The sequence below is a fragment of the Tolypothrix sp. PCC 7712 genome, from assembly GCF_025860405.1.
Classification (GTDB): Bacteria; Cyanobacteriota; Cyanobacteriia; order Cyanobacteriales; family Nostocaceae; genus Aulosira; species Aulosira diplosiphon.
In genome coordinates, this window is sequence record NZ_CP063785.1 from 6776697 (window position 1) to 6798681 (window position 21985).

Annotated in this window: 26 protein-coding genes; 10 read left to right on the forward strand and 16 right to left on the reverse strand. The window is 41.2% G+C overall.

Annotated features, from left to right (window positions below):
* The first annotated feature begins 134 nt into the window (after nucleotides 1–134).
* Complete coding sequence (locus HGR01_RS27965; protein ID WP_045872388.1) at nucleotides 135–512, forward strand: Mo-dependent nitrogenase C-terminal domain-containing protein; 378 nt, start codon at nucleotides 135–137, stop codon at nucleotides 510–512.
* Nucleotides 513–860: 348 nt separating this feature from the next.
* Here HGR01_RS27965 and HGR01_RS27970 read toward each other — a convergent pair whose 3' ends face one another.
* On the reverse strand, nucleotides 861–2849 hold the full coding sequence (locus HGR01_RS27970; protein ID WP_045872453.1) for a caspase family protein: 1989 nt from the start codon (nucleotides 2847–2849) through the stop codon (nucleotides 861–863).
* Between the two features lie 193 nt (nucleotides 2850–3042).
* Here HGR01_RS27970 and HGR01_RS27975 point away from each other — a divergent pair, with 193 nt between their 5' ends.
* The 4 genes from HGR01_RS27975 (at nucleotide 3043) to HGR01_RS27990 (ending at nucleotide 4917) form a co-directional block, all read left to right on the forward strand.
* Nucleotides 3043–3633 carry a hypothetical protein gene (locus HGR01_RS27975; protein WP_045872387.1) on the forward strand — a complete coding sequence of 197 codons (591 nt, stop codon included), beginning with the start codon at nucleotides 3043–3045 and terminating at the stop codon, nucleotides 3631–3633.
* Between the two features lie 47 nt (nucleotides 3634–3680).
* Nucleotides 3681–3824, forward strand: coding sequence for a hypothetical protein (locus HGR01_RS27980; protein WP_155539451.1), 144 nt, complete (start codon nucleotides 3681–3683; stop codon nucleotides 3822–3824).
* A 37-nt stretch (nucleotides 3825–3861) separates the two neighbouring features.
* On the forward strand, nucleotides 3862–4038 hold the full coding sequence (gene rpmF, locus HGR01_RS27985) for a 50S ribosomal protein L32 (protein ID WP_045872386.1): 177 nt from the start codon (nucleotides 3862–3864) through the stop codon (nucleotides 4036–4038).
* 285 nt (nucleotides 4039–4323) lie between these two features.
* Complete coding sequence (locus HGR01_RS27990) at nucleotides 4324–4917, forward strand: sulfite oxidase-like oxidoreductase (RefSeq protein ID WP_045872385.1); 594 nt, start codon at nucleotides 4324–4326, stop codon at nucleotides 4915–4917.
* Nucleotides 4918–4993: 76 nt separating this feature from the next.
* Here the strand turns inward: HGR01_RS27990 and HGR01_RS27995 are convergent, their stop codons facing one another.
* Both HGR01_RS27995 and HGR01_RS28000 read right to left on the reverse strand, forming a co-directional pair.
* The gene (locus HGR01_RS27995) at nucleotides 4994–6379 is read right to left on the reverse strand and encodes an aldehyde dehydrogenase (protein ID WP_045872384.1); all 1386 of its coding nucleotides are present in this window, start codon (nucleotides 6377–6379) and stop codon (nucleotides 4994–4996) included.
* Nucleotides 6380–6424: 45 nt separating this feature from the next.
* The gene (locus tag HGR01_RS28000; RefSeq protein WP_045872383.1) at nucleotides 6425–7570 is read right to left on the reverse strand and encodes a hybrid sensor histidine kinase/response regulator; all 1146 of its coding nucleotides are present in this window, start codon (nucleotides 7568–7570) and stop codon (nucleotides 6425–6427) included.
* Between the two features lie 494 nt (nucleotides 7571–8064).
* Between HGR01_RS28000 and HGR01_RS28005 the strand changes: the two genes are divergently transcribed.
* On the forward strand, nucleotides 8065–8205 hold the full coding sequence (locus tag HGR01_RS28005) for a hypothetical protein (protein WP_155539449.1): 141 nt from the start codon (nucleotides 8065–8067) through the stop codon (nucleotides 8203–8205).
* Nucleotides 8206–8429: 224 nt separating this feature from the next.
* On the opposite strand, the gene HGR01_RS41840 is transcribed toward HGR01_RS28005, so the two are convergent.
* The 5 genes from HGR01_RS41840 to ureC all read right to left on the reverse strand — a co-directional run bounded on the left by HGR01_RS41840 (nucleotide 8430) and on the right by ureC (nucleotide 12301).
* Nucleotides 8430–8657: an HNH endonuclease signature motif containing protein gene (locus HGR01_RS41840; protein WP_309227639.1), complete on the reverse strand. Its 228-nt coding sequence runs from the start codon at nucleotides 8655–8657 to the stop codon at nucleotides 8430–8432.
* Nucleotides 8576–8899 (reverse strand): hypothetical protein, encoded by a 324-nt coding sequence (locus tag HGR01_RS28015; protein WP_309227638.1) that lies wholly within the window; start codon nucleotides 8897–8899, stop codon nucleotides 8576–8578. The genes HGR01_RS41840 and HGR01_RS28015 overlap by 82 nt, the downstream gene beginning before the upstream one ends.
* A 388-nt stretch (nucleotides 8900–9287) precedes the next feature.
* Nucleotides 9288–9503: a hypothetical protein gene (locus HGR01_RS28020; RefSeq protein WP_045872381.1), complete on the reverse strand. Its 216-nt coding sequence runs from the start codon at nucleotides 9501–9503 to the stop codon at nucleotides 9288–9290.
* A 125-nt stretch (nucleotides 9504–9628) separates the two neighbouring features.
* Nucleotides 9629–10582, reverse strand: a complete 954-nt coding sequence (locus tag HGR01_RS28025) for a hypothetical protein (protein WP_045872380.1) — start codon at nucleotides 10580–10582, stop codon at nucleotides 9629–9631.
* A gap of 3 nt (nucleotides 10583–10585) precedes the next feature.
* Nucleotides 10586–12301 (reverse strand): urease subunit alpha, encoded by a 1716-nt coding sequence (ureC, locus tag HGR01_RS28030; RefSeq protein WP_045872379.1) that lies wholly within the window; start codon nucleotides 12299–12301, stop codon nucleotides 10586–10588.
* Between the two features lie 79 nt (nucleotides 12302–12380).
* Here ureC and HGR01_RS28035 point away from each other — a divergent pair, with 79 nt between their 5' ends.
* Nucleotides 12381–12758: a GxxExxY protein gene (locus HGR01_RS28035; RefSeq protein ID WP_045872378.1), complete on the forward strand. Its 378-nt coding sequence runs from the start codon at nucleotides 12381–12383 to the stop codon at nucleotides 12756–12758.
* Between the two features lie 63 nt (nucleotides 12759–12821).
* Here the strand turns inward: HGR01_RS28035 and HGR01_RS28040 are convergent, their stop codons facing one another.
* The 3 genes from HGR01_RS28040 to HGR01_RS28050 are packed head-to-tail and all read right to left on the reverse strand — an operon-like array spanning nucleotide 12822 to nucleotide 14315.
* Complete coding sequence (locus tag HGR01_RS28040; RefSeq protein ID WP_045872377.1) at nucleotides 12822–13127, reverse strand: urease subunit beta; 306 nt, start codon at nucleotides 13125–13127, stop codon at nucleotides 12822–12824.
* A gap of 18 nt (nucleotides 13128–13145) precedes the next feature.
* Entirely contained in the window at nucleotides 13146–13448 is a 303-nt protein-coding gene (gene ureA, locus HGR01_RS28045; protein WP_045872376.1) for an urease subunit gamma, read from the reverse strand.
* A gap of 21 nt (nucleotides 13449–13469) precedes the next feature.
* A complete protein-coding gene (locus HGR01_RS28050) occupies nucleotides 13470–14315 on the reverse strand; it encodes an urease accessory protein UreD (protein WP_045872375.1) in 846 nt (281 codons plus the stop codon).
* A 295-nt stretch (nucleotides 14316–14610) separates the two neighbouring features.
* On the opposite strand from HGR01_RS28050, the gene HGR01_RS28055 reads away from it, so the two are divergent.
* Complete coding sequence (locus HGR01_RS28055) at nucleotides 14611–15447, forward strand: ParA family protein (protein ID WP_045872374.1); 837 nt, start codon at nucleotides 14611–14613, stop codon at nucleotides 15445–15447.
* Nucleotides 15447–15866 carry a hypothetical protein gene (locus tag HGR01_RS28060; protein WP_045872373.1) on the forward strand — a complete coding sequence of 140 codons (420 nt, stop codon included), beginning with the start codon at nucleotides 15447–15449 and terminating at the stop codon, nucleotides 15864–15866. Before HGR01_RS28055 ends, HGR01_RS28060 begins: the two co-directional genes overlap by 1 nt.
* Before the next feature lie 33 nt (nucleotides 15867–15899).
* On the opposite strand, the gene HGR01_RS28065 is transcribed toward HGR01_RS28060, so the two are convergent.
* From HGR01_RS28065 to HGR01_RS28080, 4 genes are all read right to left on the reverse strand, one after another.
* Complete coding sequence (locus HGR01_RS28065; RefSeq protein ID WP_045872372.1) at nucleotides 15900–16706, reverse strand: DUF4351 domain-containing protein; 807 nt, start codon at nucleotides 16704–16706, stop codon at nucleotides 15900–15902.
* A 124-nt stretch (nucleotides 16707–16830) separates the two neighbouring features.
* Nucleotides 16831–18468, reverse strand: coding sequence for a chaperonin GroEL (gene groL, locus HGR01_RS28070; RefSeq protein WP_045872371.1), 1638 nt, complete (start codon nucleotides 18466–18468; stop codon nucleotides 16831–16833).
* A 107-nt stretch (nucleotides 18469–18575) separates the two neighbouring features.
* Nucleotides 18576–18887, reverse strand: a complete 312-nt coding sequence (gene groES / locus HGR01_RS28075) for a co-chaperone GroES (protein ID WP_045872370.1) — start codon at nucleotides 18885–18887, stop codon at nucleotides 18576–18578.
* 808 nt (nucleotides 18888–19695) lie between these two features.
* The gene (locus HGR01_RS28080) at nucleotides 19696–19860 is read right to left on the reverse strand and encodes a hypothetical protein (RefSeq protein WP_155539447.1); all 165 of its coding nucleotides are present in this window, start codon (nucleotides 19858–19860) and stop codon (nucleotides 19696–19698) included.
* Between the two features lie 255 nt (nucleotides 19861–20115).
* Between HGR01_RS28080 and HGR01_RS28085 the strand changes: the two genes are divergently transcribed.
* Nucleotides 20116–20793, forward strand: coding sequence for a response regulator transcription factor (locus HGR01_RS28085; protein WP_010997804.1), 678 nt, complete (start codon nucleotides 20116–20118; stop codon nucleotides 20791–20793).
* Nucleotides 20794–21709: 916 nt separating this feature from the next.
* Here HGR01_RS28085 and HGR01_RS28090 read toward each other — a convergent pair.
* Nucleotides 21710–21847, reverse strand: coding sequence for a hypothetical protein (locus HGR01_RS28090; RefSeq protein ID WP_168161008.1), 138 nt, complete (start codon nucleotides 21845–21847; stop codon nucleotides 21710–21712).
* Nucleotides 21848–21985: the final 138 nt, after the last annotated feature.

The window sequence follows — 21985 nt, forward strand, 5'->3', positions numbered from 1 at the left end:
GTTCTGACTCAGTGGCTACGGATAACATCAGATTGCATCAAAGTCAGAATAAGAATTTTCCGGGAAGGGTCGTAGCCACTATGTATATGTTCATCGTTAAGGTGAATACCCTCAAGTCAATAGAGGAGTAAACCATGAAGGTATTTGATAATACCACGAAAAGAATTTTTCTCGCAAGTTGGGTATCAATAAATCCAGCAGAAGCCAACAATACCGATGTAACTCAGCTACATAGTGCTGCTGCTAAGTCTAAATTTGATATTCTCCAGCCCTTACGACAAACCGTAGACAAAATACAAGTACGCGATCGCAAATTAGCGCACCGCTTGTGTCAAATAATTCCTTCCCAATGTCCTTTTGAGCGTGATGTCAAGTTATTTGGCAAAACCTTATTTCACATTCCGCCAATGTGTAAGCTGAATCCTTTGTATGAAGAAGTTGTGAGCTTACGTTTCCGGGCATTATGCTATCTAGCTGATGAATGTGGAGAGGATGTGTCTCAGTACTGTTAATTCTAAGTTACGCCTTATGTGAATGAAAAGCGCCGCTTAGTTAATAAGGGTTTCTAGACTAGCTCAAAATTATGGTTTTGTGGCTATCGAAGAAATTAAAGGCTTTTAAGACTGAATTCACATTAAACGTAAGCGATCGCTTCTCCATTTTTAGCCATTATTGCTTGGTCAAGAACAAAGGGTAAGGGGATACAACCTTTACCCTTTCGTCTTTTTCAGGTTAAGGGGTAAAGGGGAATGGGAAAAGGGAAAGAAAAAACTTTTTTAATCTTTTCCCACAACCAATTTCGAGTTCAAAACGCTTAACCGAGAAGTATTAGAGTTAATCCAAATCTCTTTGACTCTGGACTAATTTTTTATCCGCCTAACTTGCCATTTTTGGATGGCTTCTTGAGCATCTTCATAGGCAGATGTCATTTCTGGCACTAAGGCTGCGGTTTCAATTGCTGCATTGAGTTCACCTTGGACTGCACGATTTTTCGCTACGTCCAAAATCTTTTCGCTCCATTTATTAATTGATTTTTGGGCAACATCGAAGCCTGGCTGTCCTGGTGGGACTTTTTTTGCAACTTCGATTGCCCGATTATATGTAGATGCTTGTCCTGATTTAATTAACGCATTAGCAGCATCTAAAAGAGTTTTGTTACTGACATACTGCTTGGCTTCTAGTCGCCATTGGTTAATCAATGCTTGTGCTTTAGGATACAGAGATTCGTCTTTAGTAATTAATTGTGCGGCAGCTACGGCACTGGCATACTGTTTTTGTTGAGCGCGACCTTCTGCCAAATCTAAAATCATGCGACTCCAGATTTTAATATCTTCCTGAGCTTGTTCGTAAAGCGGTTCACCTGGTTGAATTTTGCGCGCCGTGGCGATCGCTAAACTTAAATCGCTAGCCTGAGTTTCTCTCAGGGACATTTTCGCCAGATCTAAGACTGCTTGACTCCGTGTTTGTGACTCAGGATTAACTACTGGTGGCGAATTTGATGGTTTTGGCTCTGGAGTTGGAGAAGCGGCAGTTGTGATAGGACGAGTACTTGGTAAAGTATTGATGTCTTGTGGCTGATTAGTAGCTGTATTAGTTGATGTCCTAAATACTTCGGTAATGCCAAATTTTGATTGATTGCGGAGAAAAACTACTGCAACTAAACCAACTATTAACAAACCACCGCCAAGCCACCACAACAACTGTTTCCAAAATGGTGTATTTGGCTGAGTTACAGGCGCTTGGGAAATGTAACCAGGGGAAGCATCAGGAATAAACCTTTCCCTACCACTTTCTTCTGGGGAAGATGGCGGTAGTTGTTTAAACTTCTCCTCTGGGTGAAGAAGCGCTTGAGAGGTGAATTTACTAGCTGAACCTGAGACTGGTTGAGCGGGAAAGTTCTCATTTCCTACCGTCAACTGAGCAGATTTTCCGGGTTTGGATCTACGACTGACAGTAGTTTCCACTCCTTGAACTGGTCGGTTGATACCCGTTTTTTCTAAATTTGCTGAAGTTTTGGGAGAATTTTCTAGAGCAGGTGCTGCACGTGCGACAACGAAGGATTCTTCCGGAAAAATCACGGAGTTTACTTCGCTTTTAGTTGGGATAGTAGGGGGTTGCGGTGCTGGTAAGATAACCTGCTGCTGAGATGGAAGCACAGCGATCGGGTTTTGCGTAGGTCGCCAGTAATGTTGACATAATTGTGGCGTAAGCAAACTCAAGTAGCGTTCCAAATCCGCCAAGTTAGTGCCACGACCAGAACGCAAAGCTTCCAATAACGCTGCGGTAAAGAAGCCATGACCTAGTTCACGGCTTTCATGGGAAAATTGCTCTGGTTGGCAAGACAGAATTGTCGCCAGTTGTAGTTCTTGAGCTAGTTCTATGGTTTCTTGCCCTACGGGAGCATCGGCTTGAGTACCAAAAGCACGGTTAATATCCAGTAGTAGCAATACATTTAAATTAGTAAGTTGCAGACTTTGCATCAGCGATCGCAATTCTATACCAGTCTCCTGCACGAGATCGGGGTTCCCTTCCACTGGCATTAAGTAATCTTGACCTTTGTAGTTGATGCCATAACCGCTAAAGAATAACCACAGATGGTCTTGTGGTTGCCAAGATGATGCGGCTAAATCCTCCAATAACAGCAGGATATTTTCCCTCGTCGGATAGGTAGATTTATCTTTATTAAGCGGTGGTGAAGTATCTGTCATCAACAGGCAGTTTTGCGGCGTGAAACCTGCCTGTGTCACCAATAAATCCTTGAGTGCCTCAGCATCTGCTTTGGCGCAATCTAAAGGTTGAAATAGATGATATTGATTAATTCCAATTGCGATCGCCCAGTAATTTGTCATCCCCTCTTTAGTCATAGTTGTTTGCTTAAAATTGCGGTTGGCTTTGCCTAAAAAACAAAGTTAACCTATGTCTTATAGTTTAGGAGATTTCTCTCGAACCCAAAATTGTATGTAATTTTTATTACATAATTTACTCGGAAAATACTTTCACTGAATTTAAATTACAAATAATGCAGTAAGGAGTTACCAGGTCATGAGTAGAAGTGTTGCTCATCAACCATCATCGATCATTTCCTTTTCAGTTATTAGCCAAATTGGCACAAAAATCCGGATAGTTCCGTTAATATTTTTGCTCTTAACTGCTGTTCCTGTGTGGTTTGTCTGTGAAGCGATCGCCCCGCAGATTGTTAGAGCTTACACCGCTAGAGTTGATCTAGCAATTGATCGGCTACCGGAAGAAACCTACGAAACTGTACTGAGAAGGGCAGAAGCGGCAGCGAGAGCAGCAGCCCAGAGAAGCTTCGATCAAGATATTTTAGTAACAGATGTTTCCGTAATGGTATCCGTACAAAGCCAAGGAGCGATCGCCCCAGTTTTAGCTTTAGATGTGAGTCGTCCCCAATGGCGGAATCGTCCCGATACCCAACGGTGGGCAACTTATTTTAAGACAGCGCGATCGCTATTGTTTTTTGAACAAAATCTAGCAGCCCCACCTGCTCTGCAAAATCTCGCAACTCCGCCAGCTACTACAGAAAATCCCATAACTCCACCTGCTACAGAAAATCCCACAATTCCACCTCCACCTGTTACAGAAAATCCCACAACTCCCCCTGCTAGTAATTAAGGGACTGGGGACTAGGGATTGGGGACTGGTGACTGGTGACTAGGGAAATGAGGGGAAATTACCAACACCCAACACCAAACCCCAATTACCAATTACCTATTACCTATTACCGATTACCCATGCCCAATGCCCAATGCCCCATGCCCAATTCTTTAACAACCTCTTGTTGCCAGTGTCAGTGGATGGCTTAGAATAAAAAGGTTGTCAAGAATTGCGATATCCGCTATCATGGCTGTTCCTAAGAAGAAAACATCTAAATCCAAGAGAGATAAACGCCGCGCTACCTGGAGACATAAAGCTGCTGTTGAGGCTCAAAAAGCTCTTTCAATGGGCAAGTCTATTTTGACTGGACGCTCTACATTTGTTTATCCAAGTGCTGAAGAAGAGGAAGCAGAAGAAGAATAAATTCCCTAGTTAAGAAAAGCACGAACAGCGCTATTAAATGAGCGCTTTTTCGCTGCTTTTCGGTATTATGCATAGTTATAGTTAATTGGATAAGCTCAATTAACTATTGCCTATGACTGATGCTTAAAGAATTTATAAAAAGTAAGTTATCTGTAGTTTCTGGATTTTTAGTATTCAGCGCGATTAGTATTTTGCCTCCTTTTGAGGGTAGCGCAGATGCTCAAATCCTTAGACAATCATCTCAAGAGTACTAAATTATCTTGAAAAATTCATTTTTCTACGAATATGTTAGGAAAATTTTTTCAGAAACCAGAGCAACAAGAGAACGAACGGGTACCTCCTGGCCAATATCTAGCTAAGGGGTTCCCTGTTTTAACTTATGGTGCAACACCGCAAATAAATACGGAAGAATGGGAATTTAAAGTTTGGGGTTTGGCAAAACCTGCCACTTTTACATGGGCAGATTTTATGGCTTTACCTCAATCTGAATTCACAGCAGATTTTCACTGCGTAACTCGCTGGTCTAAACTCGATGTTAAGTGGACTGGGATTAAAGTTACAGATTTTATGAGTTTGATAGAGGTAGATCCCCAAGCAGTTCATGTGATGGAACATTGCTATGGTGGCTACACTACAAATATCTCAATGGCAGATTTTCTGCGTGAAGAAAATTTCTTTGCTTTTAATTTGTTTGGTGAACCTTTACCAGCAGAACATGGTGGGCCTCTGCGGTTAGTTGTTCCCCATCTTTATGCTTGGAAAAGTGCTAAGTGGATTAATGGTTTAGAGTTTCTCAGTCGTGAAGAACTGGGTTTTTGGGAGCGTAATGGTTACCACCAACGTGGTGAACCTTGGGCGGAAGAGCGTTATAGTTACTAATTCGTAATTCGTAATTCGTAATTGAATATGAGTTTGCGAATAACGCGCTCTAGAAATTAGGAATTTTGTGAATTATTTAGTAACCAAGAATTCGTTTGAGGAAAGCTAATTTTCCTTGATAGGGAGCGTAACGCCAATTTATATCCAATAAAAAGGAGTTTTGCAAGACGCTTTTACGGTGGGAGAAGGTGTCAAAACTGGCTTTACCGTGATAGCTGCCAATACCACTATCACTCACACCACCAAAGGGTAAAGAAGGAACACCAAATTGCAAAACTGTATCGTTGAGACAAACTCCACCAGATGAAGTTTCCTGCAAAATGCGCTTTTGCAGGCTTTTATTTTGGGTAAATAAGTATAAAGCTAAGGGTTTTGGTCGAGAGTTAATTAGGGCGATCGCGTCTTTAATGTCACCATATTCAATGATGGGCAAAATCGGCCCAAAAATTTCTTCCTGCATCACTGCATCTTCTAAAGAAACGTTATCCAGCAGTGTGGGAGCAATATAAAGTTCTTCTGAATTGATTTCTCCACCAATAATTACTTCACCATTTTTGAGGAGATTTGCTAACCTATCAAAGTGTTTTTGAGAGATAATCCTGGCAAAATCTGGACTCTTGGCAGGGTTATCTCCATAAAATTCTTTGATACATTTTTTGATAGCATCGATTAGATTATTTTTAATTTTTTTATCAACTAAAATATAGTCAGGAGCGATACAAGTTTGTCCAGCATTAATAAACTTACCCCAAGTAATTCGCCTTGCAGTTTGTTCTAGATTGATTTCATTATCTACAATACAAGGGCTTTTCCCACCTAATTCTAAAGTAACTGGTGTGAGGTGTTTTGCAGCGGCTTCCATGACTATTTTGCCTACACTTGTACCACCAGTAAAAAATATGTGGTCAAATTTTTCTGCTAGCAGATTTTGGCTAGTTTCTACACCTCCTTCTACCAATGCAATATATGCTGGCTCAAAGTATTTAGCAATTATCTCAGCCAGTAGGCTAGAGGTATGAGGTGCTAGTTCTGAAGGTTTGAGAATTGTACAATTACCAGATGCGATCGCACCTACTAAGGGTGAGGTAATTAAGTTAAATGGATAGTTCCAAGGGCCGATAATTAAAACAACTCCTAACGGCTCTGGATAAATCTTGGCTGAATATTGTAAAAATTCAATAGGAACTGCGGCTTTCTGCGGCTTTACCCAATTTTTAAGATTTTTAATTGCATAATCAATTTCTTTAAGGACGAAAATTTCTGTAGCGTAAGTTTCAAATTCTGGTTTATGTAAATCAGCTTTTAATGCTTGCACAATTGCTGATTCATTATCCAGAATTGCTTGCTTCAAAATTTTCAGTTGTGCAATCCGAAAAGCAACATCTTTGGTTTTACCAGTTTGAAACAACTCACGCTGTTTCCGAATAATATCAGCCGCAGTTATTGATAATTCACCAATCATATTTTTTAACTTTTGACAATTGACTCTTGACTCTTGACCTTTAACTTACTTTTTTATAGGTAGCATAACCATGAATAAACTACCTTTACCCAATTCAGATTTAACTAGAATATTACCTTGATGAGCCTCAACAATTCGCCGCGAAAGATATAGTCCTAATCCACTACCAGAAGTCTTGTGACTTCCTTGGCGAAATCGTTCAAATAAACTGGCTTGATCTTCAGCAGAAATACCGGGGCCTGTGTCTTCTACCTCAACAATTAGGTAGCCACTAATTGTTGAATTTTCAGCAGCATCGACATCAAAGTTTTGACTGGTTTCAGTTGTTGAACTAAGACGAATATTTACGGAGCCAGAAGCGGTAAATTTAATGGCATTACCGATGAGGTTAGTAAATAGACGATGTAATTCCAAGCGATCGCCCATGATTGTTTTAGTGGTTAACTCTTCAGCAACAGCAAAATTTAGGGCTAGTGTTTTGGCTTGAGCTAAGGGTGTTAATTCTCCCACCACTTCCTCTAATAATTGCTGAATATTCACTGGTAAAAACGCCAAGGTTTTGCGCCCAGCTTCAAAGCGGTACACTTCCAATAGAGTATTAACCATCGAAAGCAAATTGGTGTTGCTGCGCGCCATGATGGTGATTACTTCTTCCATTTGCGGAGATAAGGCTCCTAAAGCACCTTCCTGAAACAACAGCAGTACGCGATCGGCTGCTACTAGGGGGGTGCGTAAGTCATGGGTGAGGCGAGAAACAAAATCTTCGCGTTGGCGAGCGATTTCATCACGTTCATCGATACTGTGTTTTAGCCGTAAGAGCGATCGCACCCGTGCTAGCAATTCATCCACTGTTACAGGCTTGCGGATAAAGTCATCAGCACCTAAATCTAATCCTTTAGCAACATTTGGCGCATCGTGAGCAGTAATCAGCAGTATGGGGATATATTGCTGCATGGCAGCATTCCCCCGAATCCGCCGAGTAACTTCGTAACCATCCATTCCTGGCATCATTAAATCCAACAATACCAAGTCACAGGGAGAAGCTTCTAGTTGCGCTAAAGCTGAAGCACCATTTTCTGCTGTGCTAACGGTGTAGCCTTCTTCCTCCAAAATTGTTTTGATTAAAAACACATTATCTGGAGAATCATCTACAACCAAAATTTTGTCAGAGCGAGAATTCTGTGAGTTCATGTAGCGACCAGGTATAGGTAAATTGAATTTTTGTAATCTTATTTATATTTATATGAATTATATTTACATTCCTCTTGAATAAATATTATTTACCTAAAAGCTTAAATTGATTAGGACTTACGCAAGTGTCATATTTTTTTCGTTTAGGTTTGTCCAAGGTCAAATGTCAAGAGTCCAAAAAATCTAAATTTTTGACCCTTGACTCTTGACTTTTGACTCTTATGCCAGGGGATCACTGTGCCAGTTGCGTAAGTCCTGTTGATTTTTTAATTTTATATAACTTTAGATTATCTAATTTTTTATCAGCAAAGAATTACTCACTAATTGAATCATGTTTGGTTAAGTTTTAAAACTAAATTAGTAGCAAGTTGATATATTGTAAGCAACAGACATTAATTTTATTAAGCAAATACACCAAGGCTGCAGCTTTCCCAGCCTAGATAGTAGACCATAGACACAGGTTTAGCGTATCCGCTAAAGTTAAGATTTTTGCAGTGAGAGCATTTTATTTCGTCTTAGCTTATGCCCTGATTTTCTCCAGAGCCTCAGCTTATACTAGTACTCGTGAGATTGCATTATCTTTTGCTATCGCTCTCTTTAAAAAACAGGCGATCGCCACTTTACTATTAAATTAATTATCATTTTCTTGGCGTGGATCTTTTTGGGGAGGATGCCAACCTACTTGCACCCAAAGCCGACGAGATTTTTGAATGAATCCGTTACCATGACGTTGATCGTTCATATCAAGTCGATTACAGGTTGCTCGACCTGTTGGGGTTATTCCTATTATTTTTGTCCCTTCTACAGTCCAGATAAAATGTTCTGACCACTGTTGTGTACGAGGATTAAATAGAGGTATTTACTTTTGAGTTTGCGGGTCAATTCCTGATGTAAAATTATAGCGACGTTCATTGCAACGACGGCAACATAAAGCTAGATTTTCCAGTTCATCCGAGCCACCTAAAGACTGTGGAATGAGATGATCGACAGTGAAGCGGTCAGTATTTACAAATTCTGGGGAGTGGCAATATTCGCAGAGGTATTTTGCTCTGTCAGCGATGATTTCTCGGATGGATTGGGGAACCATTTTGATTCAGCAGCTAAAACAGAATTAGCGTAGGTAAAAATCTGCGCTAACTCAGATATACCATCTAATTCCGCTTTTTCTTCTGCTGTGATTAATCCAGATTTGCTCCGTTCTAGCAGATCATCTGAACGTGCTTGCAGTTCATCGGTAAACTTAAAAAAATTAAGATTATTAACTTTTTCTAGTTTGATTCCTGTTCCCAACCAATATGAAGGTTCAATCATCAATTTCGGAGTCATCATAAATTGAACATGGAATGCTGCACTTTGATTTTAGCTTTTAAAAAGTGCTAATGCTGACGCTCTCAAGAAAAGCGATCGCACTCTCACCACAAAACAGGCGATCGGCGTGTTATGCCAATATATTGCTGTGTTATGCCAATACATCGGTTTGTATTGTTAATACGTCGGTCTGTTATGCTAATACGTCGGCTCGTAATGTTAATACGTCGGTCTGTTATGCTAATACGTCGGCTCGTAATGTTAATACGTCGGTCTGTTATGCTAATACATCGACTCGTAATGTTAATACGTCGGTCTGTTATGCCAATACGTCGGCTTGTATTATTAATGCATCAGATTGATGCCTAGTAGCAAGCCACTTCGTGTCTAAGCATTTATTCTCCTCAAGTCAACACCACTCATCTCTAATTTGCTGTTGATATTCCAAAGGGTCTTGAGTTAGTTGAATTACACCCGCATACTGGTTTAAATTAAACTCTTGTTTTTGTTGTGATTGATGAGCTTCTAATATTTTTTCAATTTCCTGCCAGTCCTGATAATCTATCAATACAGCTACCGGACGCATGGCTTCATCAGTTACAATTTTTTTCTTAAAAGGTTGCATGATTTTATATATCAAATACAAGGTTTTACTATTTGATTGTAACTCCAAGACAGAAAATCGATGAGGGCAACTTTACTCTCATCTTTAAGAGAGATATCTTGTAAAAAACTGTTTTATACTTACAGTTATTCACCAGAGACTATACTTTCCAAAAGTTGCTGAAATTCTGTTGTGGAAGGAATTGCGATCGCTCTTTTATGAAGTGTCTTTAATACCGATGGTTCTTCTATAGCATTGATAGCTTCCACAATAGTATTTGGCACTTCTCCAAAGCGAGTTTCTAGAACTTCAATTACGCTTTCTCTTGCAGTCTCAATAATCCCTTCTTCTTTTGCTAACCTTTCAATACTAGTTACGTATCGCATTCTATTTGTCTCCTCGTAATTTCTCACTTCTGTTTTGAAACTACTTGTCAATTCTTTTGGTAAAACCATCACCCAGTCGATAAACCGGAATATTTCTTGAATATCTTCTCGGCTATATCCCTTTTCAAAGAGTTGTCTAACTAGGCTTAGTTTCCACTGTAGCCGACTTTCTGGGTTGCGTTGGGTCGCTTTGGTTTTGAGATGTGCCATCACTATTATCCCAAAGGGATTGGTGGTTTGCTCTAGGGTTTCCCAAGTTTGTTCATAGTCCAATAACTTTGCTATGGGAAACTCTAAGCTGACCCGACATCCCGCCAATTCATAGCCGTAGCTGGAAGGTCGCCAATTTGCTTGTTCATCGGCTAATACAGCCAAGCTAATAACTCGCTGTTTATGGCGGTCAAACAAGCGGTAGTTGTAGGTGTACATCCGTTCGGCAAATTGGCTGTCATATTGTCCTTGGACTTCTACGTGAACTAATACCCAAGCTTCTTCCCCATCCAGTAGCCAAACTTTCGCGACTTTATCAACGAAACGCCGCCCAATTTCTGCATCAGGTTCTAGCTGTTGTAGTTCTGTGTCCAGAAATTCATAAGGTCGTGTCCAGTCGATCGCGTCGTAAGCTTGGGTGAAAAAGAATTCCAAAAAGCTCTTAAAATATAGCTCTATGATTTCTTTCCAAGGACTATCGTAATCGGTAGATTGCTCGGTCATGGACTAAAACAAAAAGTATCTTTGGGCCATTGGTAAAACTGTCGCAGGTTCACAAATCAGCAATTCGCCATCAGCCCTGACTTCATAGGTTTCTGAATCTACTTCAATATGAGGTAGCGCATCATTTAGCTTTAAATCCCGCTTAGTTATTTGGCGTGTCCCGGAAACTGCAACCGCCGATTTTCGCAAACCCAACTGGCTAGGAATCTCCCTTTCTAACGCCGCTTGGGAAACAAAAGTTAATGATGTAGCGTGACGCGCACCCGCAAAGCTACCAAACATCGGTCGCATATGCACTGGTTGCGGTGTGGGAATGCTGGCGTTAGCGTCGCCCATTTGCGCCCATGCAATCATTCCGCCTTTAATAACTATTTCTGGCTTCACGCCAAAAAATGCCGGTCGCCACAAACATAAATCTGCAAGTTTCCCCTCTTCCACTGACCCCACATACTGGGCGATTCCGTGGGCTATGGCTGGGTTGATGGTGTATTTGGCGACATATCTTTTCGCTCGAAAATTGTCTGCCCTTTGCTCATCTCCTTGCGGGTTAAGGATTCCCCGTTGCACCTTCATTTTATGAGATGTCTGCCAGGTGCGAATTATTACTTCACCTACCCGCCCCATCGCTTGGGAGTCAGAGGAAATCATGCTAAACGCGCCTAAGTCGTGCAAAATATCTTCGGCGGCGATGGTTTCCCGACGGATACGAGACTCAGCAAAGGCGACATCTTCCGCGATCGCAGGATCGAGATGATGACATACCATCAACATATCCAGGTGTTCGTCTAAAGTGTTGAGGGTGTAAGGGCGTGTGGGGTTGGTGGAAGATGGGAGAACATTCGCCTCGCCACAAACTTTGATAATATCTGGCGCGTGTCCACCGCCTGCGCCTTCGGTGTGGTAGGTGTGAATAGCACGATTTTTGAAAGCTGCAATGGTATCTTCGACAAATCCGGCTTCGTTGAGGGTGTCGGTGTGAATTGCCACTTGTACATCATACTCATCCGCGACGCTGAGGCAAGTGTCAATAGTTGCGGGAGTGGTTCCCCAGTCTTCATGCAGCTTTAACCCCATTGCACCAGCTTGTATTTGTTCCACAAGTCCTTGGGGTTGGCTGGCGTTACCTTTACCCAAAAATCCTAAATTCACAGGAAACGCATCAGCCGCTTGCAACATCCGGTACATATTCCAAGGGCCTGGGGTGCAGGTAGTGGCGTTTGTCCCGGTAGCGGGGCCTGTACCACCGCCAATCATCGTAGTAACTCCGGATGCGATCGCCACTTCTATCTGTTGTGGACAAATAAAATGGATGTGGGAATCCACACCCCCAGCCGTGAGAATCATCCCTTCCCCAGCTAAAGCTTCGGTTCCCGGGCCGATAATAATATCGACGTTATTTTGAATATAAGGATTGCCGGCTTTACCGATTTTAAATATTTTGCCGTCTTTAATCCCAATATCGGCTTTAACTACACCCCACCAATCGAGAATTAAAGCATTTGTAATTACTAAATCTACAGCACCATCGGCGTTAGAAATGGGCGATTGTCCCATCCCATCGCGGATGACTTTCCCACCGCCAAACTTCACTTCGTCGCCGTAGGTAGTGAAATCTTGTTCAACTTCAATAAATAATTCTGTATCCGCAAGTCGGACGCGATCGCCTACTGTGGGCCCATAGGTTTCTGCGTAGGCACGGCGAGACATTCTGTAAGGCATATTACATTCCTGGTAAGTGAGAGTAGAATTGAGTTTAAACGCAAAGTAACGCGAAGGTAAGCGCAAAGGTACGCGGAGTATGGATGAGAATGATTTGAGTGGGATGATAATTGGTTGTGGGATGCGAGTGCATACAGCATTGGGGCCGGGGTTGTTGGAGTCAGCTTATGAGGAGTGTTTGCATTACGAATTAAAGAAGAGAGGATTTAATGTTGGTAAACAAGTTCCCGTACCACTGGAATATGAAAGAGTGCAATTAGATTGTGTATATCGATTAGATTTAATAGTAGAAAATAAAGTAATTATTGAAATTAAATCAGTAGAATCTATTCACCCAATCCACTCCGTACAACTTTTAACTTATCTCAAACTCACTAATTGCAAACTCGGACTCATTCTCAACTTTAACGTTCTCCACCTCAAAGACGGCATCAAACGTGTCGCCAACAAACTCTAACTCTCTAACTCCGCGTACCTTTGCGTTTCCCTTTGCGCCCCTTTGCGTTAAAAACCTCTTCCTTTAAAGCTCTCCATTAACTCTGCCATTAAATCCATAAACCTGACGCATCCCAACCAGAGGTACAAGAGTAATTTCCTTTTCATCCCCTGGTTCAAAACGAACTGCTGTACCTGCGGGAATATCCAGACGCATTCCTCGCGCTTGTTCTCTATCAAAACTTAAAGCAGAGTTAACTTCAAAAAAGTGAAAATGTGAACCAACTTGTATAGGGCGATCGCCTGTATTTCCTACTAGTAATTTAATAGTTTCACGCCCAGCATTTAATTCGATTTCCCCATCTGGCGTAATAATTTCCCCTGGAATCATACCTTACTCCCTTACAAATTAACGAATCGGATCATGCACAGTCACCAACTTTGTCCCATCAGGAAAAGTTGCTTCTACTTGAACTTCATGCACCATTTCCGGCACACCTGACATCACATCATCTCGCGTTAATAAAGTAGTGCCATAACTCATTAATTCTGCAACAGTTTGCCCATCTCTTGCACCTTCTAAAATTGCAGCAGAAATATAAGCAACTGCTTCAGGATAATTTAATTTCAATCCTCTATTTTTACGTCTTTCTGCCACTAAAGCAGCAGTAAAAATTAACAACTTATCTTTTTCCTGTGGGGTAAGTTGCATTATTCCTCCTCTGCGCTTCGTTCAAACCTGCCAAACTCTAGGTACGCAGCTACCACGACTCAAAAAATTAACCCGTAGCATCTGCCAAACAGACGTAAACCAGTTTCGCACCTCAGATGACGAAGCACCGCGATATCTACATAAAAGTCCATGTTGGAGTCGCGACACCCCCACCTCTCCTGCACCATCCCATAAATTGCGGGCTTTTGCCAAAATTTCTGAGTCAACTGGATTACCAACCCAAACTAGACTACCTACAATTGGTTGTCCCGCCAAGCCGTGGGGACTGTGAAAAACTTCCTCGCTACCGGGTAAATATTGCCGATCTATCCACAAAGGTACACCTTGCTGCCAAATTTCCGTATGCGATCGCCATTCTCCTTGCAAAAACTTTTCTCCTCTAGCACTGCGCCCTAATCGCGTAATTTCCCAGCCTATCCAACTGGCTTCGGTTGCTAATTCTACCCGTAAATCTTGCCGATAAATCGCACTGTTAAACAAAATTGTTTCTTGGGGTAACCACTCCAAACAAGCCCCAGCATCTACTTTGATATCGATAATTTGTTTGGCTTGCAGTCCATTGCTGCGGTAGATTTTACTTGCGGCGGCTGTAGTGATTAAAGCTTGTGCGTGGGGTTGGAGGTGAAAATTGAGAGAAAGGCGATCGCCTCCTACAACTCCCCCAGCCGTATGTAAAATGACGCTATGACAGACTTTTTCGCCTTCTGGATAAAACGGACGCTGTACTTTTAGCGGTGCTTGCTGGTGGTTGTAAATTAGCTGGGTGGCATTTTTGCGATCGGCATAGACTAAATTAAGTTTGCCATGCCAAGTATTAGCAACTTCTTTTTCGAGAATTTCACTCATTAATTTTGTGTAGCAGCAGGGATAATAATCTCACGCAAAGGCGCAAAGGTGCAAAGTTTTTTCTCAATGTTTTTGTACAAAGCGAAAAATTAAGGAATATTATCCTTGTGATACTTCGTCAAAATGTCAACTTTTGCGCTCAAGCATGTCAACAGAACCACTTTTTAATGAACCGTAAAGATGCAGAGGACACAGAGATAATTTTCATGTCTGAATATTGAAACCTGTTACTTTGGCTGAGTTTCTGGGAAATCTATAAATGTAGACCCTAAAATGTTTCAGTCAATCATAAATTATGACAGCTAAAGTGATTAGTATCTGCAACCTCAAGGGCGGAGTTGGCAAAACTACCATCGTCATGGCATTAGCAGAATATTTAGCAGGCAATACAATGTACGGTAAGCGTATTTTGACTATTGACCTTGATCCTCAGAGTAACTTAACTAGTGCTTTGATGTCTGAGGATGTATGGGAAAAGCAATTTGATAATAAAGGCTTAACAGTTCCTTTTTTGTTTCAGAATTATCAAGAATTTTTAAACGATATTGGTAACGATCAATTTATAGTTAAAAATAATGTTTCAAATGTGAGGAATAAAAATTCATTTGATTGCCTACATTTAATACCTAGCAGTCCAAGATTATTTGAAGTTCAAGAAGATTTACCTCCAAGCTCAATATCCTTACTTCGTCGGCTTTTAAATCCTTTATTAAGCAAATATGATTATATTTTAATAGACTGTCCACCTAATATTAATAAAGTTATTAAAAGTGCGTTTTATTTCAGCAACTTTTGCATAATACCTTGTGTGCCTAATAGAATGTCAATTAACGCTCTAGACCTTGTTCTTGCACAGATTGAAAAGTTCAATATCGATTATGAGCATAACCTAAAACCAATAGGAGTTTTAATTTCACGTTATAACGGCACTATTGGACAAAATGAAAATTTGAATTATATTGTTGGCAATCCTTTTTATCCGTCTACTTTTCCCACGAAAATTCCTGAAAGAGCAAAAATAGCAGAAAGTATAGATTTTAGTAATTATTTGACTTATAAACAGAAATATGACCAATCTCATGAGTCTATGGTAAAACTTGCTAAAGAAGTTATTCAGAGAGCAGGTAGATAATGGAAGCATCACAAATTGCAAATTTATTAAGGGCTATTGCAGAACTTGTAGAATCCGATCCGCAAGTTGCCAAGGCTGTAGAAAAATGTTTAGCTAATAGTTTAAATGCTCATAAAAGTAAAGATTCATCTGAAATAAAACAAAAGCAGCCAAATCCTAGTAAAACTTTGGAAAATGGCGATGTTATCCTTGCTGAATGTCGGCAAATTTTACGCGAACATGGTGAAGAACAACTAAGGCTTTACTTAACTGAGCTAGGGGAGAAGGTTAGAGAATTATTGAAACACGGTCAACTTGACCCAAATCGCTCTATCCGTCGCCGTAAAGATTTAGGTAATATTATTGAGCATATTATTCAAAAATTACAAGCTCAAGATAAAAGCGGAAAATTACTTGCAGCATCAATTTCTAAAACATGACACATATTTAAAAATAAACCGTTTTTCTTAATCCTAATTTTGCTGTTCTAACCAAGCTACCAAATCATTAACTACAGAAAAATCGAGCAATTCTTCTCCCAAATCTTCTAACTGTTCAGCAGATAAATTCCGAACTTGCTCAAATAATGATGTATCTATATCACCAAACCGCCGTTTAAGCATACGGCTAATCAATTTCAATGCTTCTTTTTGAACGATATCTTGATAAATTACAGATTCTTTCATAATATCCTCCCGTAAAAATTGCTGAACTAAATCCTTTTCAAATCGCAACCCTGCCAAAATCTCTACACAACCAGCTATATTTTGTCGCTGATCCCTATTTGGAATTGTAGCGATTCGTTCAGCAACTTGGGCAAGCAGTCCTTGCGGTGAGTCAGATCTGGTTAATGTTGCTAAAGGTAACAGTGCAGGATTGTCCAAAAATGTTGTTGAATCTTGTTCCCAGAGACGAACAACCTGATATTGGTGAATTGTTGTGTCGTCTCGATATTCTTCAATGAAAGCTACTTCGCTGGTAGTTTCTTGTAAAAAGATAACCACCTGCGTTACAGGACATCGGTATTGACGCTTTAACCTCACCGAATAATCGAGCATTCGGAAATTAAGCGGCGGATTAGATATTGTTAATGTTTGAAATTCAATATGCAGAATTTGGTTAGCAGCTTGTAGAAATGTCACTGAATCTGCACGAATTGGCTCAAGTGTCAGTTCAGTTTTTAATATTTCAATTTGTGGCGCGTCTACTCCCAGCAGCCAGCGCACAAAATCTGCTGGGTACTGTTCAGCTAAATATTTACAAGCGTTATCGTAACTCAAGCTATTTTCCGATTTTTATTTGATTATCAATTTATTTACTATAATTCTGCGATTTAATAACACAAAAAAACAGCCGCCTCCACCAGGGAAGCAGCTGTTTTGACAAATAGGGGGCTAGAAAATATTAGTAATCGAAGTCGCCGCCACCCATACCGCCACCAGCAGCAGGAGCAGCATCTTTGGGTTCAGGCTTGTCAACTACGATACATTCGGTTGTCAACACCATACCAGCAATGGAAGCAGCGTTTTGCAGAGCAGAACGAGTTACCTTAGCAGGGTCAACAATACCAGCTACAAACAAGTCAACAAACTCATTGGTTGCAGCGTTGTAGCCAACGTTGAATTCTTTTTCTTTTACGCGTTCAGCAATTACAGCGCCGTTTTGACCTGCGTTTTCTGCAATTCTCTTCAGAGGAGCAGGTAAAGCACGAGCAACAATCAACGCACCAGTTAATTCTTCACCAGAGAGGTTGCTGTTAGCCCATTCTTCCAGTTGAGGAGTTAAGTGAGCGAGGGTTGTACCACCACCAGGAACGATACCTTCTTCAACAGCAGCTTTGGTAGCGTTGATAGCGTCTTCTAAGCGCAGCTTCTTATCCTTCATTTCGGTTTCGGTAGCTGCACCGACTTTAACTACAGCAACACCACCAGCTAGTTTAGCTAGACGTTCTTGCAGTTTTTCTTTGTCGTAGGAAGATTCGGTTTCTTCAATTTGACGACGGATTTGGTCAATCCGAGCCTTAACAGCAACTTCATTACCTTCAGCAACAATTGTGGTGTTGTCTTTGGTAATGGTGATGCGGCGAGCTTTACCTAGGCTATCTAGCTTGGTGTTATCTAGCTTGAGACCAGCATCTTCGGTGATTAGTTGACCGCCGGTGAGGATAGCGATATCTTCCAGCATAGCTTTGCGGCGATCGCCAAATCCTGGAGCCTTAACAGCAGCAACGTTGAGTACACCACGTAACCGGTTAACTACCAGAGTTGCCAAAGCTTCTTTTTCAATATCTTCAGCAATGATTACTAAGGGACGACCAGCACGTGCTACTTGCTCAAGCACGGGTACAAGGTCTTGTACCAAAGCAATTTTCTTATCGGTTAACAGAATGAAAGGCTCATCGAAGACTGCTTCCATCCGTTCTGGGTCGGTAGCGAAGTAGGGAGAAATATAGCCTTTGTCAAAGCGCATCCCTTCGGTGATTTCCAGTTCGGTGGTCATAGATTTCCCTTCTTCTAGGGAAATTACGCCTTCCTTACCTACCTTATCCATTGCTTGGGCAATCATCTGACCGACTTCTTCGTCGTTACCGGCGGAGATGGAACCAACTTGAGCAATAGCCTTGGAATCTTCTACAGGACGAGCGTGTTGAGCAATCTTTTCTACTAAGAAGTTAGCGGCTTTGTCAATACCACGCTTCAATAAAATTGCATTTGCGCCAGCAGCAACGTTCCGCAAGCCTTCTTTCACAATTGCGTGAGCCAAAACGGTAGCTGTGGTGGTACCATCACCCGCCGCGTCGTTGGTTTTAGAAGCTGCTTGGCGAATCAAAGCCACGCCAGTATTTTCAATATGGTCTTCTAATTCAATTTCTTTGGCAATGGTTACGCCATCATTGACGATTTGCGGTGCGCCAAATTTCTTCTCTAGCACGACGTTACGACCTTTAGGGCCAAGGGTAACAGCCACTGCTTCAGCTAGAATATCCATGCCTCGTTCCAGGGCGCGACGGGCGTTTTCGTTGTAGATAATGCGCTTTGCCATAATTGTTAATAGTCCTTTGTCATTTGTCTTTTGTCTTTTGTCATTTGTCCCTTGTCATTTGTCCTTTGTCATTAACTAATGACAAAACGACCAATGATCAATGACCATTACGCAACGACTGCTAGAATATCTTTTTCAGAAAGCAGGACATATTCTTCTGTGCCGAGCTTGACATCTGTGCCAGCGTACTTGGAGTACAGAACTTTGTCTCCAATTTTGATTTCTGGTTCTTGACGAGAACCGTCATCATTCCGCTTACCAGGGCCAATTGCAACTACTTCACCGACCTGGGGCTTTTCCTTGGCGGTGTCGGGCAAATAAAGACCACCTGCGGTCTTTTCTTCAGATGCGCTCACTTTCACGAAAACGCGATCGCCTAAAGGTTTTACTGTAGAAACGCTTAAAGATACTGCTGCCATATTTAATTTCTCCAGAGTTAGCACTCTCAACTCCTGAGTGCTAATTTACCGAAGAGTCGCACACAATGGCAACAATTTTGGGTGTACGGGTTTCCGAACTGCTTGGGATTGGGGGTTGGGGATTGGGGATTGGGGAACTCGGGGCCCCCTCTGGGGATAAGGGGTAATGGGGATTGGGGACTGGGAAAGGATTAACTCTTAACCTTTGTACAGACGCGATGAATCGCGTCTATGCAACTCTTGACAATTTGACTCTTGACCCTTAATTCTTCAGCCTTAATTACACATACTTAAGCATAAATACTTATTAATATTTAATCTTCAGGTTTTTTGCTGTCAGTGATGAATATTTTTATAGGAATGAATTTATTTGCAAAGCGGAGAAATTGTTATAGAACTGTAATCAGGGAGCAGCTCGATGAATAACAATATAGCGATCCAGTACAGCCGTAAAATCCCCAAAACCACTAAATATCTGGGCAATAAACCCCTGGGTAATTGTCTAGAAACTCTTGGATTTGCAAAGATTTAACGACATATTTTCATTTGTTTTAGACAGACAGTTACTAACTGCTGCTGAAAACAAGCTAGTCTGGAATCCTGGGAATACTTAAAAAAGCGACTGAAGCAGCTCAAACTCTATCAGACGCAAAATAGTCGTCCCATTTGCATTAACGAAACTAAAGCTAATTGCTTGCGGGTTTTCGGTTCTAGACGGATAATAGTTGTTTACCCGGATGGTGTCTGGTATCGTCGAGCAAACACGGAAGTGATTGAGCGGATCACACAAGAACACTTGATAGGCAAATTAAGGTGGTGGAAGAATATGTATTTTTAACCCATCCTTTGCCAGAAACTTCTCTGGTTGCTTGTGAACAACTGATAGAGGACTTAACATCCGAAGGATATCGTAATTAGGTAGTAAGCGCTCTGAAGCGGGGGTTGGTTTTGAGCTAGGGTCATCTTCAGCCATTACTGAACTTGTGAATCGGAAGGATTATTATTTAATCAGCGCTTTTTTCACCCGCCACTTTCAAAGCGATATATAATAACGCATTATAATTACTACTGCTCTACGTATCCTTACTGGACTATTGCCAATAAGCTAGTAGTCTCCTAAACAGTGGTTATCACTGATAAGACTTCCCAGAAGCAAAGGCAGGTTAAGTGGGAAAAAAGACAACATCTCAGAATAATCCACCATAGAGGATAAATATACAAGACCTTGATGGACCGAAGCGCGACAAGTGCCACTGCTATGAAAGAGCCCAGCATGAAAGATCACAAACGACTTCTACTGATTGATGATGACCCTAACCTCATCTTGCTGGTGAAGGATTACTTGGAATTCCGGGGATATGAAGTCATCACCGCCGAAAATGGAAGAGAAGCTTTAGAAATTCTAGAGCATGATGTTCCAGATATGATTATCTGCGACGTGATGATGCCGGAAATGGACGGATACACTTTTGTAGAACAAGTCCGGCAAAATGAACGTACTAGCTGGATTCCCGTTCTTTTCCTTTCAGCTAAAGGACAAAGCGCAGACAGAGTTAAAGGGCTAAATAAAGGTGCTGACGTTTATATGGTCAAGCCTTTTGAACCTGAAGAACTCGTAGCGCAAGTAGAATCTTCACTGAAACAAACCATCCGTTGGAAAGAACACCAAGCAAAAGGAGGGGAAAACGGTTCTCGTATCCAAGTTCCCTTCGATGTACAGCTAACTCCAACCGAACTGAAAGTTGTACAGTTCGTAGCTAGAGGTTTAGCTAACCGCGAAATTGCTGAAGAGTTAAACGTCAGTCAGCGTACCGTTGAAAGCCATGTGTCCAACATGTTGGGCAAAACCAATCTCCACAACCGTACTGAACTAGCACGGTGGGCGATTGAAAATCAAATGGCTTAAATAGCTATCAGCATTCAGCCGTCAGGCTTTAGCTGTCTAATTGACTGCTGATAGCTGATAGTTAAATGAGTACTAATCTGCTTGCAGGATGAATTGGCGAAAATTTCTCAATTTAATTCCTCAAATTCTCACATCCAGTTTCCCAACCAATGAATTATGAATTGTGAAGCTGATGATTAAGTTTCGTAACTTTTTTTCATAATTCACTGCTAAGAATAGAGTCCTTACTGGTTGATGCTGGCAACTCTACCATTTGGTGGAACTACTTCCGCTCACCCTCCGCTCCCTAGGTAAAGTGGTAGTTTGTTGATTGCTTGACAGTAGATGATTCTGGCTCCCCACAACATAGCGGCGATTTCTGGATGTTGGGATAGTAGAGAGTATTTAACTTAGGGTAGAAGATAACGGTAGTTTTTCCCTAGTTATTGTCTCGCCAATTTCACCATGCCATAACGAGATTACTAGGATTGAGAGTACATCACCATCATCAGTCCCACTCGCTTGCTTGTATTGAGTTCCAAGTACGCATCTCCTCACCTGAATCGCACTAAGACATTTAGCAAGCGGGTGTTTCTTTCATGATTTATTGATTGGTACTTAGTTTCACTAATGCTATGGGGATTTTGATGGCAAATTCTGTTCCATATTCAGGATGGGATATTAAGGGACTTCCAAGTAAAAAAACATTCCATTGCTATTGTTCACTGTTGAGCGTTGACTGCTGACTGTTAACTGTGAACCGTCAACAGTCAACGAATTGAACGGAATAATTTATTTTTTGGAGTTCCCTAAGTGGATATTGCCATGATGATTCTTAATAACTTGATGGCTAATAGCTAATCCTCGTAATTAAGCGTGATTAAACCAGTAAAGCTTTGCAGGGGGTAAGGGAAATTTTTTTTCCTTTCCTCCTTTTTTATGTGTATAGGTTGGAAGTGCTGTTAGCGGTAGCGGGGCGTTTAGCCCGTGCTGAGTTCTGAGTAAAAATCGCAATTCTACTTGCGTGCAAGGCTTGTGAAACTTGTGTTACCAGAACAGCTTCCTGTGCTGACATAGCGATCGCACTCTATCAGATATATAACTTTCTTAGGTTGGCAAGGTTACCATCCAAGCTTTATCCTAAAAAAACTAAGTATTTGTATTTTTAGGAAACTTATCATAGCATATCTGTGATTTTTCATACCTAAAAAAA